Origin of the sequence: Serratia odorifera (genome assembly GCF_041448735.1) — a bacterium.
GTDB lineage: Bacteria > Pseudomonadota > Gammaproteobacteria > Enterobacterales > Enterobacteriaceae > Serratia_F > Serratia_F odorifera.
On the sequence record NZ_JBGMUT010000001.1, the window covers coordinates 760,132 to 774,902 of the forward strand.

The window sequence follows — 14,771 nt, forward strand, 5'->3', positions numbered from 1 at the left end:
GGTATGCGAATTCAATAAAAATGAAATAATGTTTTATTTAATTTTGACGGCGGTCTTGGTTTTTGACCGACAAGGCAAAAACGCACTGCCTGGTCGGCAGTGCGCAGTAAATCATAGGAAGGCGGGGGGATTATCTCAGGTGTGCCGGCGTCAGCTGCTCGAGCGACGACAATTGGTGATCTGCCAATGCCCAGCGCGGATCCTGGCGGTATTCCTGTGCCGGGATCACTATCGAACGCATACGCGCCGCCTTGGTAGCGATCATGCCGTTGAACGAGTCCTCCAGCGTGATGCAGCGCAGTGGATCGCTGCCCAGACGTTCGGCTGCGATCAGGTAAACTTCCGGGTGCGGTTTACTGTAAGGCAAATATTCCGCCGAAACCAACCGATCAAAATAGGGTTCCAGTTCAAACATTTTCAGTACCTGCTGTTGCATATGCAGCGGCGAGGCAGACGCCAGTCCAATATGCAGGCCCTGGGAGCGGCACAGTTCAAGCGCTTGCTGCACGCCCGGCAACAGTGGGCGCGTTTCGTGCACCAGTTCAATGGCGCGTTCAATAATGCGTGCCGATACCTGTTCCAGCGAAGGGCCTTGCCATGGCATGGCCTGATACCATAGCTTGACCACCAGATCGATACGCAGGCCCAGGGTGTCCGGCAGATTGTGCCGATCGGAAAGGTCGAGGCCAAGCGAACCGAAAATATCCAGCTCTGCCTGCAGCCACAGCGGCTCGGAGTCAATCAGTAAGCCGTCCATATCAAAAATTGCGCTTTCAATCTGTTGCGAATAGGCCATTAGCGGTCACTCCTGCGGGCGCCATAAGGAAATATTGACCTTACTGTAGCATTGTCGCCGATGTGACTAAAACTTTTGCCGCCGCTGCCTACGGGGAATTGCCGCCAGACGCTGTGCCAGTTTGCGTAATTTCAGCAGCCAGCGTTGATCCTGGCGTTCGGTCACCTGTTTCAGCATGCGGGTATAGTCCAGCACCAGCCCCGGCGTCCAGGTCATGCTTTCACCGCGGCTGCGCAACATCGCCAACACCCACAGGTTAGGATCCAGCAACAACATCAGAAAGCGTCGCCATAGCTGTCGGCCGCCCAGTACGCCTTCCAGTGCGCTGTCCAGCGCGCTAATCACCGTGGTTGAGCAGTTGCGTCGCGTCAAGTTGTAGGTATCGTCCTGGCGGTAGTGCTGCCAGAAGGTGCGCAGAGCGCTGGAGTTATAGCGGCAGAAGTGAATGTGTTTGTCCGGTGGGCACCATTCGGCCGTTTCTTGTTGCAAGCTGGGCAGAAAACGGCCGGCGACGTTATTCTGCTCCCCGGCATGCAGCAAGCGGCGAAAATCCTGTGCCGACCGATCGATTTCATCGCGCGGATAATGGCTGATATAGATATCAGGAGCCCGTTCCAGCGCCGCATGACCGGTAGAGATCACGCCTGAACCATCGACTGCGGCAATGTAACGGTCAACGATATAGCGACGGCGTGCATCTTTCGCCGTGCCAAGTGGGGTCCAGACATATACCGTCAGCGGCTGGGTAGCCGTGTGTGACGGCGATTCGGTATCTTGTCGATTCAGGGTAAAGTGCATCAGGCGGCGCGAAATGCGCAGCAAAGCCCAGCCAGAGAGGATCATCATCAGGCCAAGGCAAAAGGGCACCGTCATGCGATGCGGTGCCGGCCAGCCGATAAAGATCATCAGCGACAGTAACAGTTCGCCGCTACCGGCCAGGGCGACAATCTTCCAGCGGCTGTGCTGGATCACGGTTGAGGACGCGATGCGCACCACGCCGTCCAGCAGCAACGCGCTGCCGAATACCACGCTAGAAACGATATTGCCGTCGGCCGGCACGTCGAGCACCAGAAATGCCATAAAAATAAACCCGAGGCCCTTCAGCAGCACCGGCCGGCCGCTGCCGCCAATCACCAAAGCCGCCGAGATGGCCACCACCCCCTCGAGTGCCAGCATCAGCGCCAACGCATCCAGCGCCAGCAGTGAACGCCCGTCCTGCAACACATCGATCAGCATCAGTACGCCAACGATGATCCAAAACCAGCCAAGCAGCTGTAAAGCGCGACGTTGCCGGTGCAGTGCCTGGGCGCCGAGCAACAAGACGATCAGCCGAATCATTATCGTTCCTTTTATAATGCCTTGGGATAACAGTATAACGCGATGCGAAAAAACAGCGCTGTCGTCGTACTTAGACGCTAAGCTGTTGATATCGGATAATTCCACCCGATCTGTGTAAAGAAAACGGTGGGCGTAGCCCGGCAACAACGGGTAGACTTAGGCCATTACGGCTGCGTCGCTAACAAGGGGAATCCATGACGTATCAACAGGCAGGGCGTATTGCCATCATTAAACGTATCCTGGGATGGCTGGTATTCATCCCGGCGTTGCTGTCGACGCTGATTTCACTGCTCAACTTTATCTATCAACACAGTGAGAAAACCAAAGGCATCAATGCGGTGATGCTGGACTTTGTGCATGTCATGGTGGATATGGTGCGTTTCAATACACCGTTTCTTAACCTGTTCTGGTATAACTCGCCGGTGCCGAATCTCGATAAAAGCCTGTTCAGCGGCGGCAACCTGATGTTTATCGTTATCTATTTCCTTATCTTTGTCGGGCTGGCGCTGTGCGCTTCCGGCGCGCGTATGTCACGACAGGTGAAGTTCATCCGCGAACGTCTGGAAGATCAGTTGATCCTTGAACAGGCCAAGGGCAGTGAAGGGCTTACGCGTGCTCAATTGGAACAGCGTATTACACTGCCGCACCACACCATTTTCTTGCAATATTTCCCGCTGTATATTTTGCCCATCGTGATAGCGGTGGTGGCCTATTTTGTCATCAAACTGCTGGGAAGCCTGGCCGGCGGCGCCTGATCGACGGGCTCGCGACAGGTAAAAACAGGGCCCGTCACGGGCCCTTTTTTATGGTTCAGGGTGTAGCAGGCTGTCGATGGCACGCTGCGCTGCGACCAGGTGCTGGCCGCCAAACAGGTTGCTGCGATTGAGCAGATAATAGAGCTGATACAGCGGCTGACGTTCGATAAAGTCGGCGGGCAACGGCCAAACGCTTTGATAGCCATCATATATTTGCGGCGGCAGTTCCGGGTACAACGGTAGCATGGCAAGATCGCATTCTCGATCGCCCCAGTAGCAGGCGGGGTCGAACAGCATTGGGCCGTTGGCAGTCATTGCGCAGTTGGCTGGCCACACATCGCCATGCAGCAAGGAAGGCTGTGGCTGGTGGTTCTGCAAACGCAGGTAGACGATGTCGACCAGTTCATCGATATCACCGAAGGTCATGCCTTTTTCCGCCGCCAGCTGTAGCTGCCAACCGATGCGCTGTTCGGCAAAGAATTCGGCCCAGCGGCGTTGCCAGGCATTGGGCTGCGGTGTGGTGGCAAGATCGTTATCAAAATCGAGGCCGAACTGCGGCTGTTCGCTCCACTGATGCAGACGTGCCAGCTGTTGTCCGAGACAATGGGCGCCGTGGGCATCCAATGGCTTGAGCGTCTGGTATTCCAGCAGCAGGAAACTGTAGTCGCGATCGCTGCCGACGCCGTAGACCGCCGGCACGCGCACGGTTTTGCTACGCGCCAGCAATGCCAGCTGATCCGCTTCGGCGGTGAAAATAGGCAGCAACTCGCGGGCGTCGCACTTGACGAACACCTCGCTGTCACCGTAATTCACGCGCCACGCCGGGTGGATTTCGCCCCCCGGCAGTTCAGTCCTTTGGCGGATTTCTGCGTTGCCAAGATGTTCACTTAACAGACGACTAACGGCTTGCCACATGGTATTCCCCCCTCTGTGTTGCCTGCTGTTTCATTAGCTTAGCGTCTTTGACATGGTGAAAACACGATATGGCGCACAGCCGTGCGTTACCGTTGGCGTATTTGTCACAATCGCACATCTGGTCAAAGTATATACGCTATTGATTAATTTAAATACTCCTGTGCCGAGGTTAGTTTTTCCTACTGCTAGGCGCGGGGAGCGCGCGAGCGGGATTTATCATCCAGTAGCGTACCTTCGTGACGTTGTAACGGCTTAATGCGACTGTAGAGCAGGGCGATGACGAACAGCACGGCCTGTACGATGACGATGCATGGTCCGGTTGCACCATCGATATGAAAGCTTATCAAGGTGCCGAGCACGCAGGAAAACACTGACACCACGGTGGCAACCAGCAGCATGCGGTCAAAACTGCGACACAGCAGGAAGGCGATAATCCCTGGAGCTATCAGCATGGCGATCACCAGAATCACCCCCACCGCCTGCAACGAGGCGACAATGGTCATTGCCAGCAGGCACAGCAAGCCGTAATGCAGCAGTTTGACCGGCAGGCCAATTACCCGTGCATGGCTGGGATCAAAGCAGTACAGCATCAGATCCTGGCGCTTCAGCAGCACCACCGCCAGCGTAATACCGGCAATCAGCAGCGTTTGTTTCAGTTCGCCGTCGGTGATGCCGAGCATGTTGCCGAACAGAATGTGACTCAGGTGCTGATCGGTATCCACTCGCGAAAAAAGCACCAGCCCAAAGGCGAACATGCCGGAGAAGACGATGCCCATCACCGTGTCTTCCTTCACCCGGCTGTTTTCCTTTAGATAACCGGTGGCGAGTGCGCAAAATATACCGGAGAGAAACGCGCCGATGGCCAAGGGAATACCGAGAACGAACGCCAGTACGATTCCAGGCAGTACGGCGTGTGAAATGGCGTCGCCCATCAACGACCAGCCCTTGAGCACCAGATAGCATGACAGTACCGCGCACACCACGCCGGTGACGATGGCAGCCACGATCGCCCGTTGCATAAACGGATAGGCGAAGGGCTCGCTGAGCCATTGATATAACATTTCCATCAGCCTTCCTCCCCGTGGTGTTCAGCGCGCGCCACCCGACGTTTGCTCGCCAGCAGGCCATGTTTCGGTGCCAGCACAAACGCCAGCAGGAATACCACGGTTTGCAGGGTGACGATCACGCCGCCGGTGGCTCCATCAAGGAAGAAGCTTAAATAGGCGCCGATACCGCTGGTCAGCGCGCCGATAATGATAGCGATGATCACCAGTCGGCTAAAGCGGTCGGTCAGTAAATAGGCGGTTGCGCCAGGGGTGATCACCATGGCGATCACCAGAATGGCGCCAACGGTTTGCAATGCCGCAACGGTACAGGCGCTGAGCAGGGTAAAGAACAGGATTTTCAGCCGCAGCGGCGACAGGCCAATCGACACCGCGTGACTCTCGTCGAAGAATACTGCCAGCAGGTCCTTCCACAGCAGGCACAGAATAACCAGTGAGACGCCGATGATAATCTCTACCTGCAGCACGTCCTCATCGGCGATGCCGAGGATATTGCCAAAAATAATCGACTGCACGTTAACCGAGGTCGGATTTAGCGAGACGATCAGCAGCCCGACGGCAAAAAAGGTGGAAAAGATAAAACCGATAATCGCGTCTTCGCGCAGACGGGTAACGTGACGTACCAGCGTCATTGCCAGCGCCGCCAGCATGCCGGTAAAGAATGCGCCGGCGGCGTAGGGCAGCCCCAAGGCATAAGCGCCGGCAACGCCAGGCACCACCGAGTGTGACAGGGCATCGCCCATCAGTGACCAGCCTTTCAGCATCAGATAGGCCGACAGGAACGCGCAGGCGGCGCCGACGATGGCGCTGACCCAAATGGCTTTGACCATGTAGTTGTAATTGAAGGGTTGCAGCAGAATCTCCAGCATCAGGATTGTTTCTCCTTTGGCTGGCTTTGCGCTGGTGGATCGCTTTTGGTGTGACCGTAAAATACCGCCGGCCGTTCGTCGTCGGTCAGCACCGTAACGGTACGCGGATCGTTATCGTCGTGCAGATCCGGGCCGGACAGGTTGATATGGCGCAACACGCCGCCAAACGCCAGCTCCAGATTGCTCTGGGTGAAGGTGGTTTCGGTCGGGCCTGCGGCCAGCACCGTGCGGTTGATGAGTATTACCCGATCGCAGAATTCCGGCACGCTACCCAGATTGTGAGTGGAAACCAGAATCAGGTGGCCTTCGTCGCGCAGCGCGCGCAACAGGTCAATAATTGCGTTTTCGGTTTTGACGTCAACGCCGGTAAACGGCTCGTCCAGCAACAGTACGCTGCCTTGCTGCGCCAGCGCCCGGGCTAGAAATACGCGTTTTTTCTGCCCGCCGGACAGCTCGCCGATCTGCCGCTTGCGCAGCTCGCTCAAACCGACGCGCGCCAGCGCGTTATCCACGCGCTGACGGTCGTCTTTGGAAGGAATACGCAGAAAATTCATCTTGCCGTAACGCCCCATCATCACCACATCTTCCACCAGTACCGGGAAGTTCCAATCAACGTCTTCCGTTTGTGGGACGTAGGCAATCAGGTTTTTCTTCAGCGCATCGGCAATCGGTTTGCCGCTGAGCAATACGCGGCCGTGAGTGGGGCGCACCAGCCCCATAATGCTTTTAAACAACGTCGATTTGCCGCTGCCGTTCACCCCGACCAGGGCACAGATGGCGCCGCCGGTGAGTGAGAAGCTGGCGTCGTAAATCGCGGTATGGCCGTTGTTGTAGGTGACGGTGACATCATCGACGTTCAATTCGGGTCGGACAAACGCCTCAGCGGTCATTGATTAAATCCTTTGGCAATGGTCTGCACGGTTACATTCAGCAAGTCTATATATGTCGGTACCGGTCCGTCATGGGCAGACAGCGAATCAACGTACAGCACGCCACCGTAGTTGGCCCCGGTTTCCTTTGCCACCTGTTTGGCCGGTTTGTCGGAAATGGTACTTTCGCTGAACACCACCGGAATGTTATTGGCGCGCACCGCGTCGATAACCCGCCGCACCTGCTGCGGTGAGCCTTGCTCGTCGGCGTTGATTGGCCACAGATAGACTTCCTTCAACTGATAATCTTTCGCCAGGTAGCTAAACGCGCCTTCGCTGGTCACCAACCAGCGCTGCGCCGCCGGAATACGCGACAGTCGTTCACGCAGCGGGGCGTCAAGCGCGGCAATTTTTTCTGCATAGGCTTTGGCGTTGCGATTGTAGGTTTCGGCATTGGCCGGATCGTACTTCACCAGCGCTTGGCGAATATTATCGATATATACCAGGGCGTTGGTGGGTGACATCCAGGCGTGCGGGTTGGGATTGCCATTGTACGGCCCTTCGCGGATCGGCAGCGGCGTAATGCCTTCGGTAACCACCGCCGCAGGCACCTGCTTGATATTTTCGAAGAAGCGCTGGAACCAACGCTCCAGGTTCATGCCGTTCCATAAGATCAGATCCGCGTGCTGCGCCTTGACGATATCGCGCGGCGTGGGTTGATAATCGTGAATTTCTGCGCCGGGTTTGGTAATGGATTCGACCACGGCGGCATCGCCGGCCACGTTTTGCGCAATGTCTTGAATAATGGTGAAGGTCGTCACCACGCGCAGTTTCTTTTCGGCCAGCGCAGGGTGGCTGAACAGCGCGGCAGCCAGCAGCAGTCCAGGCAGAACAAACGGGCGCAGCCATCGTGTTGCGCGTTGCTCAAAGGGAAATGCGTTCGGTTTCAGTAGCATGGTGACTTCTCCTTGTTTAAATGAAAATGATTATCAATATCATTTATCATGAAGTCAAGCGTCACAAGCAACTGACGACAGGTTGATTCCAGCATCAACAAATAATACCGTCCGGTGAGTTATAGCATTTAATGTATCCGTATGTAACTAGTTATCGGTGTGTAACTGTTTAACATACTCGTCATAAGTAGATATCGACACTTCTGGCGTTTTTCCTAACGCAACCTGCCCGAGTCCTTGTGCCAGTTTTTCGGTATCTGCTTGATCCAATGAGGTTATCAGCGCAAAGCTATTGCTACCCAACTCGTGCGAAACTCCGTCTTTATCCGTCAGCGCAGTGGTGAAACCTTCGCGGGTCAATTGTCCGGTAAGCTTCGCCAAATCAGTTAATCCTTCTTCCTGGTAGCGAAAAGTCACCACAAAACACCTGGTCGCAGATTGACTCATAAATCACCTCTTGGTATATGGATAGCATGAGAATAGACCAAAAAATGAATGCAGGCGTCCTTACACGTTGCCTCTGCTACGCAACTCATTGAAAGGAGTGAGGGATTCTGTGAAAACAAAAATTGGTTGCCTGATGGCAATTACGCTTTTGGCGGGGTGCGCGAAAGACCCGCAGACAACCAGCAGCACAACGGGCAGTGGCACAGGCAAGGGAGGGTGGTTGCTGCCGCCGCCGCAGGCACCGGTCAACCGCACCGGCACCCCGGTTGCCTACAACGACTATATCAGCCAGGCCGCCAGCCATTACGGCGTGGATGAAACGCTGATCAAGGCGATTATCCAGGTTGAATCCGGATTTAATCCAAGCGTGGTCAGCACCTCCAATGCCGTGGGGCTGATGCAGTTGAAAGCCTCTACTGCCGGGCGTGATGCCTATCGTATGAAGGGCAAAAAGGGGCAACCCAGTTCGCGAGAATTAAAAGATCCGGCGGTCAATATTGATCTGGGAACGGCCTATATCAATATTCTTCAAAGCCAACAGCTAGCCGGGATTACCAACCCTAAAACTCTGCAATACGCTACCATCGTCTCCTACGTCAATGGTGCTGGCGCGATGCTGCGCACCTTCTCTTCGGACAAGCGGGTGGCGGTGAACCGCATCAACCAAATGAGCCCGGACGAGTTTTACCAGCACATACAGAAGAAACACCCAGCACCGCAGGCGCCGCGTTACCTGTGGAAGGTGACAACCGCTTACCAGGCGATGCAGCAATAACCCGAACCCGTGAAAAACCGGCGCCTTCCTGGCCGGTTTTTTTACTTTCTTAAGCGCGCAAACCCGTCGAATATCTCATTTTTCGTTATTTCTCCTGCCGTTAGCCAAAAAACAGCACAAAAAGTCAATTTGTCGGCTGTGGTCAATTCTTTGCGTCCATTCAATAAGTTACCGGTAACATTTTTGCTAAAGATTATTTTTTGGCCTTCAATAAATAGACAAAAAAGTTACAAATTATGTTTAAAACCCACATCAACCGCACGGTTGAGGTTAAATAGTTGTGATTATCTTTGGATGGAATGTGATATGTCGGACGATAAAACTAACAATTCGCGGCGCGATTTCTTACTCAAATCGATGACCCTGATCCCTGCTGCGGTGATTGGCGGCAGTAGCGTCGGGGCTTTGACCGCGCCGGCAGCCGCCAATGCTGCCAGTAACACACCCGCAACAACTGACGCTTATCAACCCACTTTCTTCACGCCGGAAGAGTGGGCCTTTATCAACGCCGCGGTGGCGCGGTTGATCCCGGCCGACGATCGTGGCCCAGGCGCGCTGGAAGCTGGCGTGCCGGAATTTATCGATCGCCAGATGAATACTCCCTATGCCACCGGTGCCATCTGGTATATGCAGGGGCCATTCAACCCGGACGTACCTAAGGAGCTGGGTTATCAGTTACCGCTGGTGCCAAAGCAGATTTACAATCTGGGCATCGCCGACGCCGACGGTTACAGCAAAAAGCAGCATGGCAAGGTGTTTGCCCAGTTGGATGGCGCACAACAGGACGCGATGCTGAAACAGATGGAAGCTGGTGAAGCCGAGTTCGAACAGGTGCCCGCCAAGCTGTTTTTCTCCTACCTGCTGCAAAACACCCGCGAAGGTTTCTTCAGCGATCCGATCCATGGCGGTAATAAAGACATGGTTGGCTGGAAGCTGATTAATTTTCCGGGTGCGCGCGCCGACTTTATGGACTGGGTTGAGCGAGGGGAACGTTATCCCTTCCCACCGGTTTCGATTCGTGGGGAGAGAGGATAACAATGGCAACGCTAATGAAGAAAAAGGACGTGGTGATCGTCGGGTTTGGCTGGGTTGGCGCCATCATGGCCAAGGAGCTGACCGAAGCGGGGCTGAACGTGGTTGCGCTGGAGCGTGGGCCGATGCGCGATACCTACCCGGACGGTTCCTATCCGCAGGTTATCGACGAACTTACCTATAATATTCGCCGCAAACTGTTCCAGGACTTGTCGAAAAGCACGGTGACCATTCGCCATAACAGCAGCCAGACCGCGGTGCCATACCGTCAGTTGGCGGCATTCCTGCCGGGTACCGGCGTGGGCGGTGCCGGACTGCACTGGTCTGGGGTACATTTCCGCATCGATCCGATCGAACTGCGCATGCGCAGCCATTATGAAGAGCGCTATGGCAAAAACTTCATTCCCAAGGATATGACCATCCAGGACTTCGGCGTGACCTACGACGAGCTGGAACCGTACTTTGACAAGGCGGAGAAGGTGTTTGGCACCTCCGGCAGCGCGTGGTCGATCAAGGGGAAAGTGGTTGGTGCAGGCAAGGGGGGCAACCCGTTCGCGCCAGATCGTTCCGACGATTTCCCGCTGCCGGCGCAAAAGAATACCTACTCTGCGCAACTGTTCCAAAAAGCGGCGACCGAGGTCGGTTATCATCCATATAACCTGCCGTCGGCCAATACCTCGGATTCTTACACCAATCCATACGGCGCTCAGATGGGGCCATGCAACTTTTGTGGCTTCTGTAGCGGTTACGCCTGCTACATGTATTCCAAAGCCTCGCCGAACGTGAATATTCTGCCAGCGCTGCGTATGGAGAAACGTTTCGAGCTGCGCACCAACGCCAACGTACTGAAAGTGAACCTGACCGACGATAAAAAACGCGCTACCGGCGTGAATTACATCGACGCACAGGGGCGTGAAGTGGAACAACCGGCCGATCTGGTGATCCTGGGAGCGTTCCAGTTCCACAATGTACACCTGATGCTGCTGTCCGGCATCGGCAAACCGTACGATCCGCTGACCGGAGAAGGGGTGGTGGGGCGTAACTTTGCCTATCAGAACATGACCACCATTAAAGCGTTCTTCGATAAAAACGTGCACACCAATCCGTTTATCGGTGCGGGCGGCAACGGCGTTGGCGTTGACGACTTCAACGCAGACAACTTCGATCACGCCAAAGAGGGCTTTGTCGGCGGCTCGCCATTCTGGGTCAACCAGGCGGGTACCAAGCCGATTTCGGGCTTGCCGACACCGGCCGGCACCCCGGCCTGGGGCAGCGAATGGAAGGCGGCGGTAGCGGAAGCCTACACCCATCATGTATCGATGGATGCGCACGGTGCGCACCAGTCTTACCGCAACAACTATCTGGACCTCGACCCGAACTACAAAAACGTGTTCGGTCAGCCGTTGCTGCGCATGACCTTCGACTGGCAGGAAAACGACATCAAGATGGCGCAGTTCATGTTCAACAAGATGGCTCCGATTGCCAAGGCGATGAACCCGAAACACATTATCGGCAGTCCGAAAAACGCCGACAGCCATTTTGACACCACCAGCTACCAGACCACCCACATGAACGGCGGCGCGGTGATGGGCGAAAACCCGCAGACCAGCGCGGTAAACCGCTATCTGCAAAGCTGGGACGTACACAACGTGTTTTCGATTGGCGCGTCTGCCTTCCCGCAAGGGCTGGGCTACAACCCGACCGGCACCGTCGCGGCGCTGGCGTACTGGTCTGCCCGGGCTATCCGCGAGCAGTATCTGAAGAACCCAGGCCCATTGGTGCAGGCATAAGGACGGCGAGTGATGAAAACAATTGTTTCTGCACTGGTTTTCAGTGCGCTGAGTGTGTCGGCCTTCGCGCAGGATGCGACGGTGAGCAGCGAGCTTATCAAGCGCGGTGAGTATCTGGCGCGTGCCGGCGACTGCGTGGCTTGTCACACCAATGGCAAAAGCGGCAAAGCGTTCGCTGGCGGTTTGGCGATGGAAACGCCGATCGGCACCATATATTCCACCAATATTACGCCAGACAAGAAAACCGGCATCGGTGACTATAGCTTCGAGGATTTCGATAACGCGGTACGTAAAGGCGTCGCCAAAAATGGCAGCACCCTGTACCCGGCGATGCCTTATCCGTCGTTTGCCTTGATCAAGGAAGATGACATGCGCGCCATGTATGCCTACTTTATGCATGGCGTACCGGCAGTGGAAGAGGCTAATCGTGAATCCGACATTCCGTGGCCGTTGTCGATGCGCTGGCCGCTGAGCATCTGGCGCGGCGTGTTCGCCCCGACGCCGGCGGACTTTGTCGCCGAAGCCAACGCCGATCCGCTGATCGAGCGTGGGCGTTATCTGGTTGAAGGGTTGGGGCACTGCGGTGCCTGCCACACGCCACGCAGCATCACCATGCAAGAGAAGGCGCTGAGCAATAACGAGGGCGATGACTACCTGTCCGGTAGCAATGCGCCAATCGACGGTTGGGTTGCTTCCAGCCTGCGCGGCGAGCATAAGGATGGGCTGGGCAGTTGGAGCGAAGCGGAGCTCACCGAGTTCCTGAAAACCGGTCGCAACGACAAGGCCATCGTGTTTGGCGGCATGAGCGATGTGGTCGAGCACAGCCTGCAATATCTGACCGACGAGGATCTGACGGCGATTGCCCGCTACCTGAAAACGCTACCGCCAAAAGACGGCAAGCAGCAGACAGCGGCACCGGTGGCGGACAGTGTGGCGAAAGATCTGTGGCGCGGCGACGACAGCAAGCCTGGCGCGGCGCTGTACGTTGATAACTGTGCGGCATGCCACCGTACCGACGGCGTGGGCTACAAACGCGCCTTCCCGGCCTTGAAGGGCAATCCGGTCGTACAAACCGACGATGCAACTTCGCTTATCCACATCGTATTGACCGGCAACACCACGCCAGCGGTGAAGGGGGCGGTGTCCAACATCACCATGCCGCCGTTCGGCTGGCGTCTTGACGATCGGCAGGTGGCGGATGTAGTGAACTTTATCCGCTCCAGCTGGGGCAACGACGCCAAGGCCATCAGCGCCGCCGATGTTGCCGATGTACGTAAGGATCGCTCGATGATCCGTGATGAAAAGGCGATGGGCAGCGCCCAGGTGCCGGATCACCCGGACGCGGCGAAGTAAGCTTGCTTGCTGATGATAAAGGCCTCGCAAGAGGCCTTTTTTTGGTTCATCGCGTATTAGCGTGAACCAATAGAAAACGGCAGTCAGAACGTTTAGGTTTATATTCGCCAAAACACCCCCTAAACCTTCAAAACTACCGTCTCTATGAATGCTAACCTGTGCTCCCTGTTCTGGGGCGGCTTTATCGTCAATTCCTTCTCACATCCTTGCGCCTCTTCGCCTACCATCGCCACATTTTCTGCTGAATAAATGGCCATTCTTTGGTTGATGTTGCTGATAAAGTAGCCGGTCAGCCGCATAAATATAGACCTAACCTGCATTTTTAATTATCCTTTGCCGTCTTTTTATCAGTCACAAGAATGAAATTCTGCGTTAATGCATTGTTTTTTCTATTTAGTTTTCGCGGAGAGGGATGTTCCGTTGAGCGCAATCGCTGTCGTTACAGATTAGGGTAAGTTGTCTCATGAGTACTATTTCTCCAGATTCAGGCACGCTGGCGGCGACGCCATCGGCCAAATGGAATAAAACCGACTCCGTTTGGATGTTTGGCCTGTATGCTACGGCGGTGGGTGCCGGCACGCTGTTTTTACCGATTAACGCCGGGCTGAATGGCCCACTGGTGCTGCTGCTGATGGCGCTGTTTGCGTTTCCGTTGACCTATTTGCCGCATCGGGCTCTGAGCCGTTTTGTTCTTTCGGGCTCCAGCCGCGATGGCAATATTCACGATGTGGTGGTCGAGCATTTTGGCGTGCTGGCCGGCAAAATCATCATGGTGCTGTACCTGCTGGCGTTCTTCCCGATCGTATTGGTGTACAGCATTTCGATCACTAACGCGCTGGACAACTTCCTGATCCACCAGTTTCACGTTACGCCACCGCCACGCCTGTGGCTGAGCCTGGCGGTGGTGGCAGTGCTGAACCTGGTGCTATTGCGTGGCAAGGACGGTATCGTTGCGGCGATGGGCATTCTGGTATTCCCATTGTTGGTTTTCTTGATGGGCATTTCGCTTTATCTGTTGCCGCATTGGAATACTGCCCATTTTGTCAGTGGCTTGGCGAGCACTCGCGTCGATAGTCCAGCGTTATGGCATTCACTGTGGCTGGCGGTGCCGGTGATGGTGTTTTCCTTCAGTCATGCGCCAATCATTTCGTCTTTTGCCTCAACGCAGAAGAGCCTGTATGGCGATAAGGCAGAACGTCGTTGCGCGCGTATCATGCGCTACAGCTATGTACTGATCTGCATTACCGTGCTGTTTTTTGTTTTTAGCTGTGTGCTCAGTTTGTCTTATGACGATATGCAACAGGCGAAGGAGCAGAACATCACGGTGCTGACCACGCTGGCGAATAAGTTCTCCAACCCGTTTATCGCCTATCTCGGGCCGGTAATGGCGATGCTGGCGATGGCCAAATCGTTTCTTGGCACCTCACTGGGGGTAACGGAAGGGGCGACCAGCCTGATTGACGGCCTGACGCGCGCCATCGGTAAGCCGTTGGCGGCACGCACCACGCAGCGTATTTCCGCGGTGGTGCTGTTTCTGCTGACCTGGGCGGCGACGGTATGGAACCCGAGTGCGTTGCATATTATTGAAACCATCAGCGGCCCGCTGATTGCGGCAATCTTATTCATCCTGCCGATGTATGCGGTGCGTACGGTGCCCGCCATGCGCCAGTATCGTGCGCTCAGCAACGTCTTTGTGCTACTGATGGGGCTGATTGCGCTGTCGGCCCTGATTTATGGTCTGATATAGTTTTGCCGGCGCACCCGATGCGGGTGCGCCGTTCCCTCCGGTTACAGCTGTTTTCAATTAAACCG

General features: G+C 55.4%; 14 protein-coding genes. 6 read left to right on the top strand and 8 right to left on the bottom strand.

Annotation, left to right across the window (positions count from 1 at the left end; translation table 11 throughout):
* Positions 1 to 130: 130 nt before the first annotated feature.
* Positions 131 to 796, bottom strand: a complete 666-nt coding sequence (hxpB, locus tag ACCC84_RS03575; protein WP_004963738.1) for a hexitol phosphatase HxpB — start codon at positions 794 to 796, stop codon at positions 131 to 133.
* 66 nt (positions 797 to 862) lie between these two features.
* Positions 863 to 2,134 (bottom strand): HdeD family acid-resistance protein, encoded by a 1,272-nt coding sequence (locus tag ACCC84_RS03580; protein ID WP_371901558.1) that lies wholly within the window; start codon positions 2,132 to 2,134, stop codon positions 863 to 865.
* 194 nt (positions 2,135 to 2,328) lie between these two features.
* Here ACCC84_RS03580 and ACCC84_RS03585 point away from each other — a divergent pair, with 194 nt between their 5' ends.
* A complete protein-coding gene (locus ACCC84_RS03585; RefSeq protein ID WP_004963732.1) occupies positions 2,329 to 2,889 on the top strand; it encodes a YniB family protein in 561 nt (186 codons plus the stop codon).
* Between the two features lie 48 nt (positions 2,890 to 2,937).
* On the opposite strand, the gene ACCC84_RS03590 is transcribed toward ACCC84_RS03585, so the two are convergent.
* The 6 genes from ACCC84_RS03590 to ghoS form a co-directional block, all read right to left on the bottom strand.
* Entirely contained in the window at positions 2,938 to 3,804 is an 867-nt protein-coding gene (locus ACCC84_RS03590; RefSeq protein ID WP_198774025.1) for a fructosamine kinase family protein, read from the bottom strand.
* Positions 3,805 to 3,989: 185 nt separating this feature from the next.
* Entirely contained in the window at positions 3,990 to 4,871 is an 882-nt protein-coding gene (locus ACCC84_RS03595; RefSeq protein WP_004963726.1) for a metal ABC transporter permease, read from the bottom strand.
* Complete coding sequence (locus ACCC84_RS03600; RefSeq protein WP_004963723.1) at positions 4,871 to 5,737, bottom strand: metal ABC transporter permease; 867 nt, start codon at positions 5,735 to 5,737, stop codon at positions 4,871 to 4,873. The genes ACCC84_RS03595 and ACCC84_RS03600 overlap by 1 nt, the downstream gene beginning before the upstream one ends.
* Entirely contained in the window at positions 5,737 to 6,627 is an 891-nt protein-coding gene (locus ACCC84_RS03605; protein WP_004963720.1) for a manganese/iron ABC transporter ATP-binding protein, read from the bottom strand. The genes ACCC84_RS03600 and ACCC84_RS03605 overlap by 1 nt, the downstream gene beginning before the upstream one ends.
* On the bottom strand, positions 6,624 to 7,562 hold the full coding sequence (locus ACCC84_RS03610; RefSeq protein ID WP_004963718.1) for a metal ABC transporter substrate-binding protein: 939 nt from the start codon (positions 7,560 to 7,562) through the stop codon (positions 6,624 to 6,626). Before ACCC84_RS03610 ends, ACCC84_RS03605 begins: the two co-directional genes overlap by 4 nt.
* Before the next feature lie 147 nt (positions 7,563 to 7,709).
* Positions 7,710 to 8,009, bottom strand: a complete 300-nt coding sequence (gene ghoS, locus ACCC84_RS03615; protein ID WP_004963708.1) for a type V toxin-antitoxin system endoribonuclease antitoxin GhoS — start codon at positions 8,007 to 8,009, stop codon at positions 7,710 to 7,712.
* 109 nt (positions 8,010 to 8,118) lie between these two features.
* Between ghoS and ACCC84_RS03620 the strand changes: the two genes are divergently transcribed.
* The 5 genes from ACCC84_RS03620 to ACCC84_RS03640 all read left to right on the top strand — a co-directional run bounded on the left by ACCC84_RS03620 (position 8,119) and on the right by ACCC84_RS03640 (position 14,706).
* The gene (locus ACCC84_RS03620; protein ID WP_273867858.1) at positions 8,119 to 8,784 is read left to right on the top strand and encodes a transglycosylase SLT domain-containing protein; all 666 of its coding nucleotides are present in this window, start codon (positions 8,119 to 8,121) and stop codon (positions 8,782 to 8,784) included.
* 306 nt (positions 8,785 to 9,090) lie between these two features.
* Entirely contained in the window at positions 9,091 to 9,819 is a 729-nt protein-coding gene (locus ACCC84_RS03625; protein ID WP_039992169.1) for a gluconate 2-dehydrogenase subunit 3 family protein, read from the top strand.
* Positions 9,820 to 9,821: 2 nt separating this feature from the next.
* Entirely contained in the window at positions 9,822 to 11,606 is a 1,785-nt protein-coding gene (locus ACCC84_RS03630) for a GMC family oxidoreductase (protein ID WP_371901559.1), read from the top strand.
* 12 nt (positions 11,607 to 11,618) lie between these two features.
* The gene (locus ACCC84_RS03635) at positions 11,619 to 12,959 is read left to right on the top strand and encodes a c-type cytochrome (protein WP_371901560.1); all 1,341 of its coding nucleotides are present in this window, start codon (positions 11,619 to 11,621) and stop codon (positions 12,957 to 12,959) included.
* Between the two features lie 463 nt (positions 12,960 to 13,422).
* On the top strand, positions 13,423 to 14,706 hold the full coding sequence (locus ACCC84_RS03640) for an SLC5/6 family protein (protein ID WP_039992168.1): 1,284 nt from the start codon (positions 13,423 to 13,425) through the stop codon (positions 14,704 to 14,706).
* Positions 14,707 to 14,771 lie beyond the last annotated feature (65 nt).